The sequence below is a fragment of the Nocardia sp. NPDC046763 genome, from assembly GCF_040645495.1.
Classification (GTDB): domain Bacteria; phylum Actinomycetota; class Actinomycetes; order Mycobacteriales; family Mycobacteriaceae; genus Nocardia.
The window spans coordinates 54,355-74,591 of sequence record NZ_JBEYYI010000023.1; the positions used below are offsets into that span (position 1 = coordinate 54,355).

Consider the following 20,237-nt stretch of genomic DNA (forward strand, 5'->3'; position numbering starts at 1 on the left):
AAGCCTCTCCCGGCGGTGTTCACCCGCCCTTCCCGTCGACAGCCCCGGCGGGGAGGGCATTTTTCCTATAGTTCGATATCGAGTAGTTCGATATCGAGGACCTTAAGAAGGCGCAGGGTCATGATCAGTCCGACGCCTTCACCCAGCTTGACTTCAGAGACTTCGAAAGCGTTCGGCAGGCGACAACCGATTTCGTGACGGTCGGGGTAACTCCCCGGGGACGACCAAAATTGGTTTTGAACCTGACGTAGGCACGGGTGTCTGACTGGCAACGGCACTTAGCCGCCCGCAAAAGTTGCGGGGAGGCGGAACGGAGCGGGACGTGAGCAGCGAAAAGATTCAGCGCGTCGGCATCATCGGCGCCGGACAGATGGGCGCGGGCATCGCCGAGGTCTGCGCGCGGGCGCACGTCGACGTGCTCGTGTTCGAGCAGACCCGGGAACTCGCCGCCGCCGGCCGGGCCCGCATTCTGCGGTCGCTGGACCGTGGGGTGTCCAGCGGCAAGATCACCGAGCGCGAGCGGGAGCAGGCCGCCTGGCGGCTGCGCTTCACCTCCGACCTCGGCGACTTCGCCGATCGTCAGCTGGTCGTCGAGGCCGTTGTGGAGAACGAGGACGTGAAGACCGCCATCTTCGCCGAACTCGACAAGGTTGTCACCGATCCGAACGCGGTGCTGGCCTCCAACACCTCCTCCATTCCGATCATGAAGATCGCTGTGGCGACCAACAACCCGGAGCGGGTGGTCGGCATGCACTTCTTCAACCCGGTGCCGGTGCTGCCGCTCGTCGAGCTGGTCACCACGCTCAAGACCACCGAGACCGTTACCAAGCGCGCCGAGCAGTTCGCCGCCGACATCCTGGGCAAGCAGGTCGTGCGCTCCGCCGACCGCTCCGGCTTCGTGGTGAACGCGCTGCTGGTGCCCTACCTGCTCTCCGCCATCCGCATGGTCGAATCCGGTTTCGCCACCAAGGAAGACGTGGACAAGGCGATGGTGCTGGGCTGTGCCCACCCGATGGGCCCGCTGGCGCTCACCGACCTGGTCGGCCTCGACACCGTGAAGTCCATCGCGGACTCCATGTACACAGAGTTCAAGGAGCCGCTGTACTCCGCGCCGCCGCTGCTGATGCGCATGGTCGAGGCGGGTCTGCTCGGCAAGAAGGCCGGAGCCGGCTTCTACCAGTACAGCTCCCCCTCCTCCCCTCGTACCTAACAGGTCTCCCTGCCGCCTATCGCGAACTCAGCCCGGCGAGCACCACGTCCCGACGCGACAACTGATCTCGCGCGGTTCGGGTAACTCGCCGGGTACGTCCAAAATCTGCGAGGTCACTCGACTGGCGGCACGGGTGCCCAACGTCGACGGCTCTTGGCCGCCCGCTGAGTTCGCGGGGAGGCGGGGGTGCGTCTTTTACCCAAGGTGCGCGTCGCCGGGCTTGTGGCGGCGTCCACCTCAACCGGGCATAAGCTGCAAACAGGTCGAGCGGGACCGGCAGCTCGGAAGGAGTGTCCGTTCATGGTCAACGTCACCGATGGGTTCGGATCCAGCATCCTGGGATACCCGCGAATCGGCGAGCACCGGCAACTCAAGCGTGCTTTGGAGTCCTATTGGCACGGCACGCTGTCGCGCGACGAGCTGCTGGCCGTCGGGCGCGAAATTCAGGAGAGCCAGTATCTGGAGCTGGCCGCCACCGGGTTGACGCAGGTTCCCGGCAACACCTTCTCCTTCTATGACCACATTCTCGACAATGCGCTGCTCTTCGGCGCGGTCCCCAAGCGGTTCGAGGCCGAACGAGAAGGCCTGCACCCCTTGGACTTCTACTTCCTGATGGCTCGCGGGCGGCCGGATCTGCCGCCGCTGGAGCTGGTGAAGCTGCTGAACACGCCGTACCACTACCGGCAGCCGGAACTCGAGCCCGACACCGAATTCTCGCTGCACCCCGAGGCACTGCTGGACGAGTTCGATCGCGCCAAGGCGGCCGGCATCGAGCTGCGGCCGGTGATCCTCGGACCCCTGTCGCTGCTGCTGCTGTCCAAGACCGGCCACGTCCCCGGCGAGACCGAATTCGACAAGCTGGTGCTGCTGGACAAGCTGCTGCCGGTGTACGAGGAACTGTTCGAGATCCTCGCCAAGCGTGGCGCCACCTGCGTGCAGCTGGACGAGCCCTGCTTCACCAGCGACCGCTCGCCGTCCACGATGGAGCTGTTCGAGAAGACCTATCAGCAGCTGTCCAAGGCCCCGCTGCGCCCGCGCATGCTGGTCACCGGACAGTACGGCGATTTCGGTGCGGCCATCGAAATCCTGTGCCGCACTTCGGTGGAGGCCATCGGTCTCGACCTGGCCAGCTACCGGGTCGTGCCCGAGGAACTGGCCAAGATCCCCGGCATCAGGCGCAAGCGGCTCTACGCCGGTGTCATCAGCGGCACCAATGTGTGGCGTGCCGACCGGTTCGTGACGCTGGAATACCTCAACGCGCTCGCCCAGGTCTGCCCCGACATGGTGGTTTCCACCGGCGCCACGCTGCTGCACGTGCCCTACGACGTGCTCGTCGAATACGAGCTCGAGGGTCCCGTCGCCGACCGCCTCGCCTTCGCCAAACAGAAGGTGCTGGAAGTGGTTTCGCTGGCCAAGGCGCTCACCGAGGGCCCCTCGGAGAAGTGGCGCAGGAAGCCCACCTCGGTGCATTTCAAGCAGAAGCACGCGGTGCGCCAGCGGGTTTACGCCGTCACCCCGCAGATGCGGGTGCGCGAGCCCTACGAGACGCGAAAGGTCGCGCAGCAGGCCAGGCTTCGGCTGCCGGTGGTGCCCGCCACCACGCTGGGCTCGTTCCCGCAGACCGAGACGGCCCGGCAGGCGCGCCACGACCTCGGTCAGGGCCGGCTGTCCTACGAGGAGTACCGCAAGCGCATCGAAGCCGAGATCGAGTCCACCATCCGGCTGCAGGAGGACATCGGCCTCGACGTGCTGGTGCACGGCGAGCACGAGCGCAACGACATGATCCAGTACTTCGCGGAGTTGCTGGACGGCTTCGCCACCACCCACTTCGGCTGGGTGCAGGTGTACGGATCCCGTTGTGTGCGACCGCCGATCGTGTACGGCGACGTGTCGCGCCCCGAGCCCATGTCGGTGTCGTGGACCACGTACGCCCAGTCCCTCACCGACAAGCCGGTCAAGGGCATGGTCACCGGCCCGGTCACCATGCTGGCCCGCTCCTTCGTGCGCCAGGACCAGCCGCTCTACGAGACCGCCGACCAGGTGGCGCTGGCCATCCGCGACGAGGTGGTGGATCTGGAGAAGGCGGGCATCGCCATCATCCAGGTGGACGAGCCGTCCATCCGCGAGCTGCTGCCGCTGCGGAAGAAGGGCCGGGCCGAATACCTGCGCTGGGCCGTCGGCGCGTTCAAGCTGGCCACCTCCGGTGTCGGCCCGGAAACCCAGATCCACACGCACATCGGCTATTCCAGCCGCGGTGACGTGGTGGCGGCCATCGAGGAACTCGACGCGGACGTCACCGCCATCGTCGCCACCCGCTCCATCGAGTGGGTGCTGGAGGCGCTGAAAGAGGACTGCGCCGAAGGCCGCGGCCTCACCCACGGCGTCGGCCCGGGCGTGTACGAGTCCCGGTCCGCCCGGATCCCGGACATCGACGAGCTGGACGAACTGCTCACCGCCGCAGCGGAAGCTGTCACCCCGGAACGCCTGTGGGCCAACCCGGACGGCGGCCTGAAGACCCGCCACCACTGGCAGCTCGACCCGTCGCTGCGCAATATGGTCGCCGCGGCCCGCCGCGTCCGCCGCCGCGCGGAGGCCGCCGCGGGCGAAACCGCCTGAGGCGGTAGCGCTTACCTCGCCACCCGGTTCGCACTCACCCCGGAACCCCGGTTCGATCCTCCGATCGGACCGGGGTTCCGTGCGTCCGGCGTCACGAATCGGTCATGGAGCGGCGATTAGCGTGCGGGGACACAGGTTTTCGAGAAAGGCAATGAGCATTGGATCCGACGGGTAAGAGTGATCAGCCGGTGGACGATCCCGAAACCGAGAAGCAGTACAACGACACATACGACCAGAAGGGGGACCGGGTGCCGCCGGATCCGCCCTGGAAGTCGGGGCGCTGAGCGCCGACCCGGGATTGTCGGTGGGTGCCGCTACGGTGTGGGCGTGAACCGCACGGATCGGCTCTACGCGATTGTCGAGGAGTTGCGGGCGGTGTCCCCGCGTCTGCGGACCGCACGGGAATTGGCCGTGCGGCACGGGGTGAGCGTGCGCACCGTCGAGCGGGACATCAGCGCGCTGCAGCAGTCGGGGGTGCCCATCTACGCCGATGTCGGGCGGCGGGGTGGGTACGCGCTGGAGAAGAGTATGTCGCTGCCGCCGCTGAACTTCACCGCGGCCGAGGCGGTGGCGCTGGCGGTCGCCGTGGCCCGCGCCGACGATGGGCCCTTCGCGGCGGCCGGGCGCAGTGCCCTGCGCAAGATCCTGGCCGCCATGTCCCAGCAGAATGCCGACGCGGCAAGGCAATTGGCGTTGCGGGTGCGGCTGCTGGAGTCGCCGGAGGCCGTCGCGCCGATGCCGATCCCGGCGGAGGTGGAGCAGGCGGTGGTGGCGCGGCGCGGGCTGCGCATCGAATATCTGGATCGCTCGGGGGTGCTCAGCGAGCGCGAGGTGGAGCCGGTGGCGCTGCTGCACGGGACCAATGGCTGGTATCTGCTGGCCTGGTGCCGGCTGCGCGACGAACCGCGCAACTTCCGGCTCGACCGGATGAAGGGCATCGAGCTGACGGAGTGGATCGGGCCGGAGCGGACCATCGACATGTGCCGCCCGGACGAGCCGGTGCACGAGGTGCGGATGATCTCGCTCGGCTAGGTCGGCGAACACCGGCAAATAATCGCGAAACACCGACAGGGGGTTGTCGCCGGGCCCGGAGATCGTGGTGGGGCAAGGAAATCCACCATGACTCTTCGGGAGACAGAGATGACCACTCCGCCCTTCAACACCGTCGCCTGGTTCCAGGTCGGCAGCAATGAGCCCGAACAGGTGAAGGCCTTCTACCGGGAACTGTTCGGCTGGAACTTCGCTCCGGACCCGGACGAGGACGGCAAATACGACGTCGTCACCTATCCGGGTAACGAGATGCCCGCGGGCGGCATCGCGCATCAGGACGACGCCTCCGGCAACCACGCCATCTTCTATGTGCTGGTTCAGGACGTGCCCGCGGTACTGGCCGCGGCCGAGAAGGAAGGCGGCAAGGTCTTCCTGCAGCCCGTCACCGCCAAGAACGGCCTGGTCTTCGCCGAGCTGCTCGACACCTCGGGCAACCGCTTCGGCGTCTTCAGCCCGCCTCCCGCGAACTGAGCTCCGCCGCTCCCGCCGCGACGCGGAGATAGCCTGTCACGGACGTTGATTCGAGACAGGAGTGTGGATCGTGGGCTTGTTCGACCAGTTGAAGGATGCGGCGGGTAAGGCGGCGGAGCTGGCGGGCCAGCACGCCGACAAGCTGGAGCCGTTGATCGACAAGGCCGGCGATCTGGTGGACCAGCAGACCGACGGCAAGTTCGCCGATGCGGTGGACAAGGTGCAGGACGCCGCCAAGCAGGCTCTGCGCGAGCAGTCGGGACACTAAGCGGCACAGGGTGTTTCGCGCCGGCCGGCGCGAAACACGCCCGCGGCCTCACATGGTGGCGGCGTCGATGACGAAGCGGTAGCGCACGTCGGAGGCGACCACCCGCTCGTAGGCCTCGTCGATGCGGTCTGCGGAGATTACCTCGATCTCCGCGCCGATGCCGTGCTCGGCGCAGAAGTCCAGCATCTCCTGGGTCTGCGGAATGCCGCCGATCATCGAGCCGGACAGCGAACGGCGGACGCCCGCCAGCGCGGAAGCCCGCACGCTGTAGGGCTGCTCGGGCAGGCCGAGCGCCACCAGGCTGCCGTCCAGCCGCAGCAGTTTGAGGTAGTCCTCGATCGGCAGGTCGGCGGAGACGGTATTGATGATGAGGTCGAAGGATCCGCGCAGCTTCTTGAAGGTGTCGCGGTCACCGGTGGCGTAGTAGTGGTGCGCCCCGAACCGCAGGCCGTCCTCCTGCTTGGACAGTGAGTGGCTGAGCACGGTGACCTCCGCGCCCATGGCCGCGGCGATCTTCACGCCGATGTGCCCGAGCCCGCCCATACCGATGATGGCGACCCGCTTGCCCGGCCCGGCGTGCCAGTGCCGCAGCGGAGAGAACAGGGTGATGCCCGCGCACAGCAGTGGCGCGGCCACATCCAGCCCGATGCCCTCCGGAATGGCCAGTACGAAGCCCTCGGTCACCACGATCTGCGTGGCGTAGCCGCCGAGGGTATGCCCGCCCGCCTGCAGTTCGGCGGACACGGGGCTGTTGTAGGTCCAGACCGCCCCGTTCTCGCAGTACTGCTGTTCCCCCGCCAGACAGGGATCGCAGTGTCCACAGGAGCCGACCAGACAGCCCACCCCGACCCGATCACCGACCCGGTGCCGGGTCACCTCGGAGCCGACCGCGGCCACGATGCCGGCGATCTCGTGCCCGGGCACGCACGGGTAGGCGGTCCCGCGCCACTCGTTGCGGGCGGTGTGGATGTCGGAATGGCAGATGCCCACGTACTTGACGTCGATGAGCACGTCGTGCGGGCCCAGTTCGCGGCGCTCGATGGCGATCTTCTCGAAGGCCCCGTCCGGGGCGGAGACCGCGTAGGCGGTAGCAGTGCTCATGAAGTAATGCCTACTCCCGCATGCCCGAAATGACCAACCATCGTTCGATTTCTCACGCGCGGCGCGGCGTGGCAATCCGGGCTCCAACCGTCGTCATGCTGGCGGAATGGCCATTCTGCTCTCCGTGCTCTCCATGTGCGCAACCCTGATCGGCGGGTTGTCGGCGGTGCACATCGGTGATCGCAAGCGCCTGGTGCTCGGCCTGGCCGCGGGCGTCATGCTGGGCGTGGTGGCCTTCGACCTGATGCCCGACGCGCTGGAGCAGGACAGCCGCATCGTGCTCGGTGTGCCGGTGCCGCTGCTGGCCGCGGTGGTCGGTTTCTTCACCGTGCACGTGATCGAGCGCTCGATGGCTCTGCACACCGGCTACGAGGACGAATTCGTCGCGCACCGGCACAATCACGACTTCTCCTCGCTGGGCCTGCTCGCGGGCGCGGGCCTGGTGTTCCACTCCACCCTCGACGGCCTCAGCATCGGTTTCGGTTTCCAGGCCGGCACGGCGGTCGGCGTGGCGGTGGCCATCGCGGTCATCTGCCACGACTTCGCCGACGGATTCAACACTTTCACCCTGACCACGCTGTACGGCAATGCCCGCACCCGAGGCCTGATCATGCTGGGACTGGATGCCATCGCCCCGGTGGTCGGCGCGATCATCGGCACGCTGGTGCGGGTGCCCGCCGAACTGGTCGGCCTGTATCTCGGCTATTTCGCGGGCTTCCTGCTCTATCTCGCCACGGCCGATATCCTGCCCGAGGCACATGCGGGCAAACCCGCCAGGGGACCGCTGCTGTGCACACTGGCCGGGGTGCTGGCCATGTTGGCTGTTGCGGCACTGAGCCATTGAAATACTGGTACACCAGTAGACAGACATGCTCGAGTCGGCGGGCGAACCGCAATCGGGAGGGTCCGTGGACAGCGACACGCGCGGGATATATCCGGCGGGCGGCGCTACCGGTCCCTACCTGGCCCGCGGCCGCCGACCCGGCCGGGCCGGGCGCATCCTGGCACTGCTCGTCGCCGCCGTCCTCGGCATCACCGGATTCCTCGGCTACCGCGGCGAACTGCCGCGCTGGCCGTTCCGCGACGACTCCACCACCGCCGAGCTGGCCGGCCCGTCGCTGCCGCCGCTGGACGTCGACCTGGTCTCGCGGGTGGCCGAACCGGCACTGGTGAACATCACCGCCGGCATCCGCCCCTACGGCCTGGGCGCGGCCGGCTCCGGCATCGTGCTGACGGCCGAGGGCGAGGTGCTCACCAGCCATCACGTCATCAAAGGCGCTGACACCGTGACGGTTTCGGATGTCGGCACCGGCGCGACCTACACCGCCACCATCGCCGGCTACGACTCCGGCGCCGATATCGCCCTGCTGGATCTGAACGGCGCCGGCGGGCTCCCGGTCGCCCATATCGGCAACTCCGCCCCACTGCACCTGGGCGACGCCGTGCTGGCCATCGGCAATGCGGGCGGCACCGGCTCACCGACCGCGGTGGGCGGGCCCATCACCAATCTGGATTCGGCCATCGTGGCCCGCAATGCCGCCGACCTGTCGCGGAAATCGCTGCACGGCATGATCGAGGTCGCGGCCGCCGTGGCCGCCGGGCAGTCCGGCGGCGCGCTGGTGGACCGCTACGGCTCGGTCATCGGCGTCATCACCGCCGCCTCGGGCGACATGCAGAAGGCAATGGGCAAGGGCCCCAACGGCTATGCCGTGCCCATCGACACCGCCATGAACGTGGTCCGTCAGATCCGTTCCGGCACACCGACCGACACCGTGCACATCGGCCCCACCGCCACCCTGGGCATCCTCACCTCCGATGCGCAGCCGGCCGGCGCGCACATCGACGTGTCCATCTACGGACTGCCCGCCTACGAGGCCGGACTCACCGACGGCGAGGTCATCACCGCTCTCGACGACCGCGCCATCACCAGCTCACAAATGCTGAAAGCCGCACTCAACGCCCATAGACCGGACGATGTGGTGCGGCTCGAGGTCAGCGACCCGAACGGCGGGCACCGGACGGTGAACGTGACGCTCACCGTCGGCCCGCCCAACTAGAACTTGCTGTTCCAGTACGACTGGAACTGGAGGTACACGATCAGGATGACCACCGCGTAGAAGACGGCGACCAGCGTCCACCGCCACTCCACCAGGATCTGCAGCAGTCCCCGCGAGCGTCCCCACAGCACATTGGTCACGATGGCCAGCAGCGCCGGCGTCACCGCCCACACCACCATGCACCACGGGCACAGCGCGTGAATCTTGAACACCGCGTCCCACACCAGGTAGCAGATGGACGCCACGCCGAGCAGCAGGCCGAACCACATGGCGCCGAAGAACCAGCGCGGCAGGGCGATTCCGCACACCAGCAGCACGGCGACGGTGACGAACACCGAGAACCCCACCACGCCGATGATCGGATTGGGGAATCCGAACATCGACGCCGTCGGTGATTCCATGACCGTCGAGCACGAGAGGGTCTGATCGATGGAGCAGGCCGGCTTGTAGCCGGGCTCGGTCAGCGACTTGAACTTCTCCACCAGCAGCGTCACCGACGCCGCCCAGCCGATCAGTGCACCCAGCAGCAGCGGCCAGGCCGAACGGGGACCCGCCGCGATCATCACTTGCTCGCGTTCTCGATCGCCGAGGTCATGCCACCCGGGCTCATGAGCGTCTTGGCGTCCTGCACCTGGCTGCCGTTCACATACACGGTCGGGGTGGACTGCAGCCCGGTGGCGAAGACCGCCTTGGTCTCGTCCTTCACGAACTGGATGTACTTGCCGTCCCGAATGTCCTGCGCCACCTGTGGATCGGTGTATCCGGCGTCGGCCGCGATCTGGATGAGCTGGTCATCGGTCATGCCATTGCCGTTCTCCGGCGGCTGCTTGCCGAACATGGTGCCCAGCCAGGCCTGGAACTTCGACGGGTCCGCGGTCCCGACCACATAGGCGGCATTGGCCGCGCGGGTCGAGTACTGGTTGCCGTTGGAGGCCCGGTCCAGGAAGGAGATGATGTTGTAATCGATGGTGGCGGAACCGTTCTGGACCGCCTTGGTCAGCGCGTCGGAGTTGTAGCCCTCGAACATCTTGCAGGCCGGGCACTGCAGGTCGGCGACGATCTGGATCTTCGCCTTGGCGTCCGGATTGCCGATGCGGATGGCGCCGCCAGGTGTGACGTTCGGCGGAATCGCGCCCGTGCTCGGGTCGTGGGTGACGGCCGGGGCGAAGGTGGCCGACGACGCGGCCGGGGTGCCCTTGTTGTCGTCGTGCTTGCGGATCGCCAGACCGATACCGATGGCCGCCACCAGACCGACCAGAACCGCGGCCACGCCGACCTGGATGAAGATCTTGCGGTTGCGTTCGGCCCGCGCCGCTTTCGCGAGCGGATTTTTACGGTCACCCGGTTTAGTGCTCACGTCTGTGCTCACCACGCCTTCCGTTGTCACGACACGTGCGCGCCCATCTTCACCCGAGAACCTGAGAGAAAGCTGCATGTGTGCGTGCCGAGTCGCGCCCGGGCCGCGGCGACGAGCCCTTTTCCGTGGTCAACGGCGAATATTCATCCAGCAGGGGTGTGAATCACCCCTGGATGAGACGTTTTTTCTGTTCGGCGATATCGAAGTCCGCGGGCGGCCAGTCCAGCTTCAGGCCCTGCAGGGCGTCGATGAGTAGTTCGGTGATGGCCAGCCGCGCGTACCACTTGGAATCGCAGGGCAGCACGTACCAGGGCGCGTAGTCGGTATTGGTGCGATCCAGGACCTCCTGGTACGCCTCCTGGTACTGCGGCCAGTACGCGCGCTCGTCGATGTCGCCCGGGCTGAACTTCCAGTACTTGTCGGGCCGGTCCAGCCGCTGCATGAGCCGCTTCTTCTGTTCGTCCAGCGAGACGAACATGGCCACCTTCACCATGGTCGTGCCGTCGTCCACCAGCTTGCGCTCGAACTTGTTGATCTCGTCGTAGCGCTTGCCCCACACCTCCGGCGCGACCAGATCGTGGACCCGCACCACCAGCACATCCTCGTAGTGCGAGCGGTCGAACACGCCGAGCTGCCCGCCGCGCGGCAGCTTCTTGCGAATGCGCCACAGGTAGTGGTGTTTCTGTTCCTCCGGCGTCGGCACCCCGAACGCCGCGTGGTCCACACCCTGCGGGTCCACCGAACCGATCACGTGCCGGACGATGCCGCCCTTGCCCGCGGTGTCCATGCCCTGCAGGACCAGCAGCACGCTGCGGGTGTCACCGGAACGGCCGTTGGCATACAGCTTTTCCTGCAGATCCGACAACACGGCACGGCGTTGCTCGAGCAGAGCCTCGCCGGCGCGCTTGTCGCCCTTGAAACCCGGAGTCGCGGATGGGTTCAGATCGCTCACCCTGACGCCATCGGCGCGTAGCGCCTTGGTGACCGGTTTCGACCAGGATGTCGCCTTCGCCATTCCTCATGCGTAGCACGGGGCGTGGTTTCCCGCAGGCAACTGCGCCGAACCCGTCCGGTGCCTCTCACACCCGGGCCAGCTGCACCAGCTGCGCGGCCAATTCCTCGTCGGTGACCGGGGTCAGGGTCAGGTCGGCGGCCGTGGTCAGCAGATAGCGGCCGTCGCCGGAGAAATCCAGCCAGGTGCGATGCCGGGTCGGCGGTGAGAGCGGATTCGCCGGTTCGACCGTGACGGTGATGAATCCGCGCCCGTCCACCGGTTCCCGAAGTTTGCGGCGGAAGCGGTCGGCTTCCGCGCCGGTGCCGTCGGCATCGGGATACAGCACCGCCTGCTGCGGTTCGCGCAGCGGCTCCAGCCGTCCCGGCGGCGCCGACCCGATGACCTCCACCAGTTCCCGCCCCAATTGCTCTGCGGGACACAGCGATACCGTCACCGCGTCCGGCAGCGAGACCAGAATGCCCACCCGCTGCTGCGCCACCGCCGCGAAGGCGAGAATGCGCCGGGCCTCCGGGCCGGCGGTGCGCTCGCCGTACAGGGTGACCGTGGTGGGGTCGGTGCGGGCGCACAGGGTCAGTGCCGCGGCCAGGTCGGGATCGGTACGGCGCAGGAAGCGCGCCGGCGCTCCGCCCGGGGTGATCGGCCCGAATTGCGCTGCGCCGTCGAGATTCTCGGGTGCCGACGGAGTCGTGTCGAGTGGATAGGGACGGCGTTCCAGATCGGTTTCGCGGGTCCAGAGCATCGCGAACTCGTCCGGGGTCAGGATCCATTTCACGTGGCCGACCCCCCTTTCTTGGGTACCACCTCCGTCCCGTCCGCGACCCTACCGGAGAGATTCTGCGGGTGCTGCCTGTCGCCGGGACGCGCAATCTGTGACCTACCGCACTCCTTCGGCGGGTTGCTATCGCCGGGTGGCGTAGTCGGCGAGTCCTGCTACCGCCGTGTCGAATCCGTCGGTCGCCGCTCGGATCACGGTGGCGCGCACCGTCTCCGGGTCCGCGCCCGCCAGGGTGGCCCGGCGGATCTCCGCGTGCAGCGCGCGATCCAGGCCCGCGAGGGCGGCCGCGGCGAGCCGCGCGGTGGGGTCGTCCGGGCTGGTATCGGTGGCCTCGGCGAGCGCTTCGGCCAGCGCGGTCTCGGTCTGCTCGCCGAGCCGGCGCAATCGGGCCTGCAGGGCGGGACTGTCGTCGATCAGGCGCCAGAAGGTGGTGGCGCCGGGGGAGAGGCCGAGGGTGGGATCGTCGCGCCGCACCCGGTCGAGGAAGGCGCGCCGGATGGCCGCGGCCGCCGATTCGCCCGGCTCGCGGTCGCGCACCGCGGCGGCGAGCCGGTTCGCGACCTCGTCCTGACGGTCGAAGAACAGGTCCTCCTTGGTCGGGAAGTAGTTGAACGCCGTGTTGACCGAGACGTTCGCGGCGCGCGCCACCTCGGCGACGGTCACCTTGTCGAAGCCCTTCTCCGCGAACAACGTCATGGCGGCGTCGGCGAGCCCGGTCCGGGTCGCACGCTTCTTCTCCTCGCGTAGTGCCAACGACCTCTCCTTCCTGTCGCAGAGCAGTATAGGTGTGACACTAAAATTGGTGTGACACCAAAATTTGAGCTACGGTCGTGGGCATGACGCTCAGATTCGGCATTTATGCGGGCGGACTCGCCGGCGATCAGTTCGGCAATGTCACGCCCGGCCCACCGGAACGGGCCGACCGCATCACGGCGGCCCTGGACGAACTGCACGGCGAGCACCCGTTCGTGGTGCGCGGCTACGTCCTCTACAGCGACGCGCGCGGCGGGTTCCAGGAGGCCCCGCCGCAGCCCTGGCAGTACGCCGCGGCGCACCGGAAACTCGATCTGGTGGTGTGCTTCCACGAGCCCGGCGACGACCTCACCGGCTGGCTTGCGTTCCTGCGCAAGCAGATTCGCGACTACGGACCGGTGCTCTGCTCACTGCAGATCGCGGAGGAGCCCAACCATGCCGGACCCGGCGGCAACGGCGGCTACCCGCAGGTCCGGCAGGCCATCATCGAGGGGGTGCACGCCGCCCGCGCGGAAGTGGATCGGCTCGGCCTCGCGGTCCGCATCGGCTGCAACTCGACGCCGATCTTCGATCCGGCACAGGAGTTCTGGACCGATCTGGGCCGCCGGGGCGGGCGCGAATTCGCCGCCGCGCTCGACTATGTCGGCCTGGATTTCTTCCCCGACGTCTTCCGCCCGATCGCTGCCGAGGGCCTGGAAGCCGCCATCACGGCGGTGGTGACCGCCTTCCGACGCGAAAGCCTGGCCGCCGCGGGCATTCCCGCCGCCACCCCCATCCACATCACCGAAAACGGCTGGGCCACCGGGCCGGACCGGTCCTACGCGCGGCAGGCCGAGATGCTCGAGACCGTGGTGCGCCTCGTCGACGGCCTGGCCGGCGAGCTCAACATCACCACCTACGAGCACTTCGGCCTGCGCGACTCCTACAGCGATCAGGGCGATATGAACCTCGAATTCGGGCTCCTGCGTTCGGATTACACGCCGAAGCCCGCCTTCGATCGCTACCGCGAGCTCATCGCGGCATACAGCACTCCGGCGTGATCGCCTCGGCGCGTCGGATGTGATCGCCGCGGCGCATCAGACGGGCGCGACCTCGATGGTGATGCCCGCCGCGCGCAACCGCTCGGTGAGCGCGTCACCCATGGCCGAGGCCGGGGTGAGAATGCCCGCCAGCTCCGGCAGGCTGTCGAAGGCCAGGCACAGGCCGGACTGGCCCAGCATGACCGAGGTGGCCTGATAGCCCGGGTCACCTTTGCCGGCGAAGGTGCACTCGTACTTCGCGCCCGAGGTGGTGTGCGCGAAGGTGCGCATGGTGAACCAGCCGCTGCGCCGGGCCTGCTCGCTCGGCCCGGTGCCCGGCTTGGGCACGATGCGGTCGATCAGCTTGCGGCCCATGGCCACCCGCGAGAGCACCGCGCCCGCCGCCATGGTGGCCACGATCCCGCCCGCGATGCCCGCGGCGACCAGCGGCGCGGTGGCCGAGGAGCCCGCGCTCATGACCTCCCGGTAGCGGAAGTTCTTGCCGTACGGCCAGCCCAGCAGGCCATTGGAACGCCGCACGATCTTGGTGTTGTGCGCGCCCATGATGAAGGTCGCCACCCAGCCGTCCAGGCTCGGATCGATGGCCGAGGCCCGCGAGAGCGCCTGATCGGTCTGGCGGCCGACATCGGGCTCCATGGCCTTGTCGGGGCTCAGCGAATACGGGTGCGACATCACCGACGCCTTGCTCGGGTCCTCCGCGATGGCCTCCATCATGGCCCGCCCGGAATCGATGGTGCCGCCGCTGGCCCCACCCTTGAGCCAGGCCACCAGGGTGACATCGGTGAGCTCGCCGGCATTGTCCGCGACACTGCGCTTGTACAACTGATACACGCTCAGATCCGACGGAATCGAGTCGTAGCCACAGGAATTCACGATCTTCGCGCCGGTCTCGGCGGCCCGCTCGCCGAAGCGGTCGATGCACTCCCGGATGAACAACGGCTCACCGGTGAGATCGGCGTAGTGCGTGCCGTTCTCGGCACACGCCTGCACCAGCGGCAACCCGTAGCGCAGGTACGGGCCCACGGTGGTGACCACCACCGAGGTGCGCGCCGCCAGCGCGTCCAGGCTGGCCTGATCGGTGGAATCCGCCTGCACCAGCGGCCATTCCGCCGCGGCGGCCCCCAGTTCCGTGCGCACGGCGGCCAGCTTCTCCGGCGACCGCCCGGCCAACGCGATGCGCGCATCGGTCGGTGCCGCCCCGGCCAGATACTGTGCGGTCAGTTTGCCTACGAAGCCGGTCGCCCCGAATAGGACGATGTCGAATTCCCTGTTGGCCATGGCTCTCTTTCCCGTCGGTGAGGTTTCACGCCTTGGCGGCGCGCTTACGGGTCTTCTTGGTCGGCCCCCCGGTGGTCGGCGTGCGAGCCGGGCGGCTCGCCAGCCAGTTGTGATGGGCGCGGCCGAGTTCGGTGACCGGCTCGTCCCCGTAGAGCCACTCCCGCGCGATGCGATGCCAATTGCCGGTCGCCTCCAGCTGCCCCAGCATGCCGAAGGTGAGGAAGTCGGCCCGCCGGGAGAACAGATGCTCGGGCGGCAGATTCTGCTGCTTCATCCCGGTGAACTCGCTGGCCCGCGGATCCACCGCCAATACGAAAGCGCCGGAGGCCAATTCGGGGGTGATGGTGAGATCCTCGTCCACCAGCGCCCATTCGCAGGCCGCCAGCACGTATTCCAGGCACTCCTCGGGCGTGATCTCATCCGGCGAATCGATGACCCCGCGCTCGACCATGAGATCGCGCAGATCCTCGGCCCGCTCCTCGGCCGCCGCGCGAATACAGATCGCCTCGAACTGCACGTGCTCGGGATCCATCCGGTTGAAGAGCCCGAAGTCCAGGAACGCCACCCGGCCGTCCGGGCCCAGCAGCAGATTGCCCGGATGCGGGTCGCCGCAGAACTCGTTGAAGGTGAACAGTGAGCCCACGTAGAAGCGGTAGATGATCTCGCCGATCCGATTGCGTTCCGCCGCAGGCAGTTCCCGGATCTCGTCGAAGCCGCGGCCCGGGAAGTACTCGCTCACCAGCACGCGGGTGGTGGACAGCTCAGGATAGGTGGTCGGCACCACGATGAACGGGTGCCCGGTGAACAGCTCCGAAATCTGTTGCTGGGTGGTGGCTTCCGCGACGTAGTCGAGTTCGCTCTCCAGATTCAGGCGTAGTTCGTCCAGCACGGCGGGGGTCACCCACGGCATGGCCGACTGCAGGATGCGCCGGAACATGGCCAGGTTCTTCAGATCCGCGCGTACCGCGACGTCGATGCCCGGGTACTGCACCTTCACCGCGACCTCACGGCCGTCGTGCAGCGTCGCCTTGTAGACCTGCCCGATCGAGGCCGCGGCCACGGGTTCCGGATCGAATTCGGCGAAAACGGCTTCCAGCGGCTGCCCGAAGTCCTCCTCGATGACCGCCCGCATCACCTCGAACGACACCGTGGGCGCGCTGTCGCGCAGCACCGCGAGCCGGCGCTGGAACCGCTCCCGATGCTCCGGTGGCACCAGGTCCAGGTCGAGCACGGACAGCATCTGCCCGAGCTTCATGGCCACACCCTTCATGGTGCCCAGCACCATGACCATCTGCTCGGTGGCCCGGATCATGGACTCCTCGGCCATCCGGGCCCGCACGGCCTCGGAGCGGCCGCGCATGGACCGTCGAGTCTTCTGAGCGCGCAAGGCATTACCGGCGACGGCAATTCCCAGCTTCGTCCCCCGCGCAAGCCTGGATGTGGGCAGCTCTTTCGCCATCAGTGACCCTCCATGGGAGCCAACACCCCCGTTGGTGCCGACACGGCGGATGCCCCGTGGTTGGTCCGCCGGGTTCAGACTAACCACACTGCGAACTCGAGTGCTAGCCGTCAGCTAGCACTGTTTTCGCGGTTTTCGGGGTCCGGTAGCACGTGCGGGCGCGCGTTGAAGTAGTGCCGGTCGCCGCCCGCGCGAACCATGCCCTCGATGGCGCTCCACGCCATCATCGTGAGGTAGTCGAGCATTTCCTCGCTGGACATGGTGCGGTTGGAGATCCACCAGTCCGTGGCCAACTGCACGCCACCGACCAGCACGTAGGACCACAGCATCGCGCCGTCGGTCTGGATGCCGCGGTCGAAGGACTTGTCGATGATGACCGCCGAGACCACCTGGGCGAAGAGCTTCTCGAAATCGGCGAGTGTGGAGGTGTCGGTGGCCGAGCCGTTGCCCATGATGAACCGGTAGACATCGGTGTCCGAGTCGACCGTGCGCACGTAGGCCGCCAGGGTATTGCGGACCAGCTGATACTCGTCGAGGTCGTCGCTGATGGCCTCGTAGATGCGCGGCATCAGCGTGGTCTCGATGAACCGCTCCATGGTGGCGCGGGTCAGGTCCTGCTTGTCCGAGAAGTACCGGTAGAGCACGGTTTTCGAGACGCCGATCTCGGCGGCGATCTCATCCATGCCGGCATCGCCGCCGCGCTTGCGGATGGCGGCCAGGGTGCCGTCCACCAGCTCCTCGCGCCGGTCGATCTTGTGCTGTTGCCAGCGGCGTTTGCGGCCGTCGACACGACCACCGCGTGGGCCGGTGGCCGCCTCTACGGCGGCACTCACGCTGCCTTTGGTGGTCACGCTGCGTTGGCTCCTTGTTCGCGTCCTGGGCCTGGGCCTATTCAGCTTAAGCCTCCCATGCTGTGGATCGTCGCCGATCGGGAAGGGCCCGGTGGCGGTGAGTTCGTCACACCACGCGCCAGAATGGACGATATGGAGCAACCTGCCGGCAGTGCCGGGGTACTCGACACGACCGAGCCGAAGCCGATGAAGACCACACCCAACGGCGGCGGAGCGTTCGCCGATCTCCTGGACGACGAGGGCAAGAAGCGCGAACTGTGGCGCATGAAAGGCATTGCCACCGGCTTTCTCGCCGCGGCCACGGTCATCTACATCGTCTGCGCCTGGATCAGTTCGCGCGGCGCGGGCGGTGAGTGGGTCGGCTATGTGAAGGCCGCCTCCGAGGCCGGCATGGTCGGTGCGCTGGCCGACTGGTTCGCCGTCACCGCGCTGTTCCGGCATCCGCTGGGCCTGCCGATCCCGCATACCGCGATCATCCGCAAGAAGAAGGATCAGGTGGGCGCCGGACTCGGCGAATTCGTGCGCACCAATTTCCTGTCTCCGGATGCCGTTGCCGTCAAGGTGAATTCCGCGCAGATCCCGCTCCGGCTGGGCCGCTGGATAGCCGAACCGGCGCACGCGGAACGCATCTCCGACGAGAGCGCGACCATATTGCGCGCGGTCATCGGCGTACTGCGCGACGAGGATGTCGAGCAGATCATCGACAACACCATCGTCAAGCGCATCGCCGAGCCGCTGTGGGGCCCGCCCATCGGCAAGGTGCTCAACGAGCTGATCGCCGACAACCGGCAGGCCCCGCTGCTGGACCTGCTGGCCGAGCGCGCGCACCAGTGGGCGCTCGACTCGCAGGAGACGCTGGACCGCATCGTGAACCGGGACGCACCGTCCTGGGCCCCGAAATTCGTGAATTCGCTGCTGGCCGAGCGCATTTATCGGGAGCTGGTGGAATTCACCTGGAAGGTGCGCACCCAGCCCGATCACGAGGTGCGGCTGGCAGCGAATCGCTTTCTCGAGGATTTCGCCCACGATCTGCAATTCGACGACGCCATGATCGAAAAGGCGGAGAAGATCAAGACCGAGCTCATGGGCCGGCGCGAGGTGACCGGGATGGCGCAGGCCACCTGGCGGGCGGCCAAGCGCATGATCCTGGAGTCGGCCGACGATCCGAATTCCACGCTGCGCCGCAAGGTGGCCGACAATGTGCAGCAGTTGGGCGAGCGGCTCTCGACCGACGCCGCCATGCGCGACAAGGTGGACGGCTGGCTCGAGCGCGGCGTCCGGTACCTGGTCGCGAACTATGGGGCCGAGTTCGCGTCGTTGGTCAGCGACACCGTTGCCCGCTGGGACGCGGAGGAGGCCAGCCGCAAGATCGAATTGGCTGCGGGCAAGGATCTGCAATTCATTCGCATCAACGGCACGGTGATCGGTTCGCTGGCGGGCCTGGTCATCTATGCCGTCTCGCACTTGCTGTTCAATGGCTGAACATTTGACCAATAAGCGCTCGGGCGGAGCGCCGGTTGTTTGCCACGGTGCCATTCGGTGAACAGCGCTAGCAGAGCGCTTGCAAGAGTTAGCACCCCGTCCTAGAATTGACCGCACAACCGCCGGAAGGTGAGTGATGAAGCACGATCCCGAGGTTCCCGAACCGATCGAGGGCGACAGCGCGGAGACGTCCGCCGCCGGAGATCGGACGGGTCGCGTAGCCAACGCGGCTCACGACATCGGGGGCTTCATCCGGGCGCAACGCGAGGCCGCCCAGGTCTCGCTGCGTCAGCTCGCACAGCTGGCGGGGGTGAGCAATCCGTACTTGAGTCAGATCGAGCGCGGGCTGCGCAACCCGTCCGCCGAGGTACTCGCCCAGATCGCGAAGGGTCTGCGGGTCTCCTCGGAGGTCTTGTACATGCGGGCCGGGTACCTCGAGCAGAGGCCGCACGGCCCTGTCCGGGATGCCCTGCTGGCCGACGCCGGCCTGACCGAACGTCAGAAGCAGGTCCTCCTGGACATCTATGAATCGTTCTGCCGGGAAAACCAGGCGAACGAGGACAGAGGGGACGCAACGGACCTAATGGGGGGCGTTCCCGGGGGAGACAGGGACAACGAGGTTCCGCACCGCACAACCGAAGTTCCGCCACGCCAGGAGGGCGAACCATCATGACCGAATCGAACCTGACCGCCACCGTGACCAAGCCGATCTACGCCACGGTCGGCGCGGGTGACGCCATCTACGCCGCCGTGCTCGACGCCGTCTCGCAGATCCGCGAGCGCGCCACCTCCGCCGACGTCCAGGGCCGCATCGACGAGGCCCGCGAGCGCGTCGCCAACCTCCCGGCCGACCTGCAGGAGCAGGCCGAGACCCTGCGCCAGCGCGTGCAGGCACTGCCGTCCGAGCTGCCCGAGGACCTGGCCGAGCTGCGCGAGAAGGCCACCGCCGATGAGCTCCGCAAGCTGGTCGACCAGTACTACCACCAGCTGCTGGACCTGTACGCCGACCTGGTCGTCCGGGGCGAGGAGACCGTCGAGAAGCTGCGCAGCAACCCCGCTTTCGAGGAGCGCTTCGAGCAGGTCGAGACCCGCTACAACGACCTGCTGTCGCAGACCCAGGACATCATCGGCAAGGTGACCGACCAGGTCGGCCCCTACATCGGGCTCGCCGGTAAGGAAGAGGCCGAGGCCGAGGAGACCGTCGACGCCGAGGTCGTGGACGTGACCACCGAGACCGCTCCGGTCGAGGACGAGGCTCCGATCAAGAAGGCTGCCGCCAAGAAGGCTGCCCCGGCCAAGAAGGCTGCCCCCGCCAAGAAGGCTGCCCCCGCCAAGAAGTAAGACCTCGCACTTCGCGAAAAAGCTTGTCGCCCTCGCACACTCACGTGTGCGAGGGCGGCCGCATTTTTGCGGGACACGGTCGCCACTCGGAGCTCGCGGTGTTGCCGGGCGGT

At 67.4% G+C, this 20,237-nt stretch carries 20 protein-coding genes; 11 read left to right on the forward strand and 9 right to left on the reverse strand.

Annotation, left to right across the window (positions count from 1 at the left end; genetic code table 11):
- The first annotated feature begins 322 nt into the window (after nt 1–322).
- The 5 genes from ABZ909_RS30820 to ABZ909_RS30840 all read left to right on the forward strand — a co-directional run bounded on the left by ABZ909_RS30820 (nt 323) and on the right by ABZ909_RS30840 (nt 5,615).
- Entirely contained in the window at nt 323–1,210 is an 888-nt protein-coding gene (locus ABZ909_RS30820; RefSeq protein ID WP_357006490.1) for a 3-hydroxybutyryl-CoA dehydrogenase, read from the forward strand.
- 300 nt (nt 1,211–1,510) lie between these two features.
- Nucleotides 1,511–3,826, forward strand: a complete 2,316-nt coding sequence (gene metE, locus ABZ909_RS30825; RefSeq protein ID WP_357006493.1) for a 5-methyltetrahydropteroyltriglutamate--homocysteine S-methyltransferase — start codon at nt 1,511–1,513, stop codon at nt 3,824–3,826.
- Nucleotides 3,827–4,153: 327 nt separating this feature from the next.
- Complete coding sequence (locus tag ABZ909_RS30830; protein ID WP_357006496.1) at nt 4,154–4,858, forward strand: WYL domain-containing protein; 705 nt, start codon at nt 4,154–4,156, stop codon at nt 4,856–4,858.
- A gap of 108 nt (nt 4,859–4,966) precedes the next feature.
- Nucleotides 4,967–5,347 (forward strand): VOC family protein, encoded by a 381-nt coding sequence (locus tag ABZ909_RS30835; RefSeq protein ID WP_357006499.1) that lies wholly within the window; start codon nt 4,967–4,969, stop codon nt 5,345–5,347.
- Nucleotides 5,348–5,417: 70 nt separating this feature from the next.
- Nucleotides 5,418–5,615 carry an antitoxin gene (locus ABZ909_RS30840; RefSeq protein WP_357006502.1) on the forward strand — a complete coding sequence of 66 codons (198 nt, stop codon included), beginning with the start codon at nt 5,418–5,420 and terminating at the stop codon, nt 5,613–5,615.
- Between the two features lie 48 nt (nt 5,616–5,663).
- Here ABZ909_RS30840 and ABZ909_RS30845 read toward each other — a convergent pair whose 3' ends face one another.
- Complete coding sequence (locus tag ABZ909_RS30845; protein ID WP_357006504.1) at nt 5,664–6,716, reverse strand: NAD(P)-dependent alcohol dehydrogenase; 1,053 nt, start codon at nt 6,714–6,716, stop codon at nt 5,664–5,666.
- A 106-nt stretch (nt 6,717–6,822) separates the two neighbouring features.
- Here ABZ909_RS30845 and ABZ909_RS30850 point away from each other — a divergent pair, with 106 nt between their 5' ends.
- A complete protein-coding gene (locus ABZ909_RS30850) occupies nt 6,823–7,560 on the forward strand; it encodes a ZIP family metal transporter (protein ID WP_357006507.1) in 738 nt (245 codons plus the stop codon).
- Nucleotides 7,561–7,624: 64 nt separating this feature from the next.
- Nucleotides 7,625–8,773: a trypsin-like peptidase domain-containing protein gene (locus ABZ909_RS30855; protein WP_357006510.1), complete on the forward strand. Its 1,149-nt coding sequence runs from the start codon at nt 7,625–7,627 to the stop codon at nt 8,771–8,773.
- Here ABZ909_RS30855 and ABZ909_RS30860 read toward each other — a convergent pair.
- The 5 genes from ABZ909_RS30860 to ABZ909_RS30880 form a co-directional block, all read right to left on the reverse strand.
- Nucleotides 8,770–9,336, reverse strand: a complete 567-nt coding sequence (locus ABZ909_RS30860; protein WP_357006512.1) for a vitamin K epoxide reductase family protein — start codon at nt 9,334–9,336, stop codon at nt 8,770–8,772. The two genes, ABZ909_RS30855 and ABZ909_RS30860, sit on opposite strands and share 4 nt — an antisense overlap.
- Complete coding sequence (locus tag ABZ909_RS30865) at nt 9,336–10,130, reverse strand: thioredoxin domain-containing protein (protein ID WP_357006515.1); 795 nt, start codon at nt 10,128–10,130, stop codon at nt 9,336–9,338. The genes ABZ909_RS30860 and ABZ909_RS30865 overlap by 1 nt, the downstream gene beginning before the upstream one ends.
- 163 nt (nt 10,131–10,293) lie before the next feature.
- Entirely contained in the window at nt 10,294–11,145 is an 852-nt protein-coding gene (locus ABZ909_RS30870) for a polyphosphate kinase 2 family protein (protein ID WP_357006518.1), read from the reverse strand.
- Nucleotides 11,146–11,209: 64 nt separating this feature from the next.
- Nucleotides 11,210–11,917, reverse strand: coding sequence for an ESX secretion-associated protein EspG (locus ABZ909_RS30875; RefSeq protein WP_357006521.1), 708 nt, complete (start codon nt 11,915–11,917; stop codon nt 11,210–11,212).
- 126 nt (nt 11,918–12,043) lie between these two features.
- Nucleotides 12,044–12,673 carry a TetR family transcriptional regulator gene (locus ABZ909_RS30880; RefSeq protein ID WP_357006524.1) on the reverse strand — a complete coding sequence of 210 codons (630 nt, stop codon included), beginning with the start codon at nt 12,671–12,673 and terminating at the stop codon, nt 12,044–12,046.
- 83 nt (nt 12,674–12,756) lie between these two features.
- Here ABZ909_RS30880 and ABZ909_RS30885 point away from each other — a divergent pair, with 83 nt between their 5' ends.
- Nucleotides 12,757–13,713 (forward strand): hypothetical protein, encoded by a 957-nt coding sequence (locus ABZ909_RS30885; protein ID WP_357006527.1) that lies wholly within the window; start codon nt 12,757–12,759, stop codon nt 13,711–13,713.
- Between the two features lie 36 nt (nt 13,714–13,749).
- Here the strand turns inward: ABZ909_RS30885 and ABZ909_RS30890 are convergent, their stop codons facing one another.
- The 3 genes from ABZ909_RS30890 to ABZ909_RS30900 all read right to left on the reverse strand — a co-directional run bounded on the left by ABZ909_RS30890 (nt 13,750) and on the right by ABZ909_RS30900 (nt 17,283).
- Nucleotides 13,750–14,991 (reverse strand): saccharopine dehydrogenase NADP-binding domain-containing protein, encoded by a 1,242-nt coding sequence (locus ABZ909_RS30890; RefSeq protein WP_357006529.1) that lies wholly within the window; start codon nt 14,989–14,991, stop codon nt 13,750–13,752.
- Between the two features lie 25 nt (nt 14,992–15,016).
- Complete coding sequence (locus ABZ909_RS30895) at nt 15,017–16,450, reverse strand: AarF/ABC1/UbiB kinase family protein (protein WP_357006532.1); 1,434 nt, start codon at nt 16,448–16,450, stop codon at nt 15,017–15,019.
- Between the two features lie 110 nt (nt 16,451–16,560).
- Nucleotides 16,561–17,283 (reverse strand): TetR/AcrR family transcriptional regulator, encoded by a 723-nt coding sequence (locus ABZ909_RS30900; protein WP_357006747.1) that lies wholly within the window; start codon nt 17,281–17,283, stop codon nt 16,561–16,563.
- Nucleotides 17,284–17,487: 204 nt separating this feature from the next.
- Here ABZ909_RS30900 and ABZ909_RS30905 point away from each other — a divergent pair, with 204 nt between their 5' ends.
- The 3 genes from ABZ909_RS30905 (at nt 17,488) to ABZ909_RS30915 (ending at nt 20,124) form a co-directional block, all read left to right on the forward strand.
- Nucleotides 17,488–18,783 (forward strand): DUF445 family protein, encoded by a 1,296-nt coding sequence (locus tag ABZ909_RS30905; protein ID WP_357006749.1) that lies wholly within the window; start codon nt 17,488–17,490, stop codon nt 18,781–18,783.
- Between the two features lie 136 nt (nt 18,784–18,919).
- Nucleotides 18,920–19,456 carry a helix-turn-helix transcriptional regulator gene (locus tag ABZ909_RS30910; RefSeq protein WP_357006535.1) on the forward strand — a complete coding sequence of 179 codons (537 nt, stop codon included), beginning with the start codon at nt 18,920–18,922 and terminating at the stop codon, nt 19,454–19,456.
- Nucleotides 19,453–20,124, forward strand: coding sequence for a heparin-binding hemagglutinin (locus tag ABZ909_RS30915; RefSeq protein ID WP_357006538.1), 672 nt, complete (start codon nt 19,453–19,455; stop codon nt 20,122–20,124). Before ABZ909_RS30910 ends, ABZ909_RS30915 begins: the two co-directional genes overlap by 4 nt.
- Nucleotides 20,125–20,237: the final 113 nt, after the last annotated feature.

Bases quoted from the DNA above. Each gene is read 5' to 3' on its own strand.
- ABZ909_RS30845 (WP_357006504.1), bottom strand. From the start codon at position 6,716: ATGAGCACTGCTACCGCCTACGCGGTCTCCGCCCCGGACGGGGCCTTC.
- ABZ909_RS30905 (WP_357006749.1), top strand. From the start codon at position 17,488: ATGAAGACCACACCCAACGGCGGCGGAGCGTTCGCCGATCTCCTGGAC.
- ABZ909_RS30910 (WP_357006535.1), top strand. From the start codon at position 18,920: ATGAAGCACGATCCCGAGGTTCCCGAACCGATCGAGGGCGACAGCGCG.
- ABZ909_RS30860 (WP_357006512.1), bottom strand. From the start codon at position 9,336: ATGATCGCGGCGGGTCCCCGTTCGGCCTGGCCGCTGCTGCTGGGTGCA.
- ABZ909_RS30890 (WP_357006529.1), bottom strand. From the start codon at position 14,991: ATGGCCAACAGGGAATTCGACATCGTCCTATTCGGGGCGACCGGCTTC.
- ABZ909_RS30850 (WP_357006507.1), top strand. From the start codon at position 6,823: ATGGCCATTCTGCTCTCCGTGCTCTCCATGTGCGCAACCCTGATCGGC.
- metE (WP_357006493.1), top strand. From the start codon at position 1,511: ATGGTCAACGTCACCGATGGGTTCGGATCCAGCATCCTGGGATACCCG.
- ABZ909_RS30895 (WP_357006532.1), bottom strand. From the start codon at position 16,450: ATGGCGAAAGAGCTGCCCACATCCAGGCTTGCGCGGGGGACGAAGCTG.
- ABZ909_RS30835 (WP_357006499.1), top strand. From the start codon at position 4,967: ATGACCACTCCGCCCTTCAACACCGTCGCCTGGTTCCAGGTCGGCAGC.
- ABZ909_RS30870 (WP_357006518.1), bottom strand. From the start codon at position 11,145: ATGGCGAAGGCGACATCCTGGTCGAAACCGGTCACCAAGGCGCTACGC.
- ABZ909_RS30885 (WP_357006527.1), top strand. From the start codon at position 12,757: ATGACGCTCAGATTCGGCATTTATGCGGGCGGACTCGCCGGCGATCAG.
- ABZ909_RS30915 (WP_357006538.1), top strand. From the start codon at position 19,453: ATGACCGAATCGAACCTGACCGCCACCGTGACCAAGCCGATCTACGCC.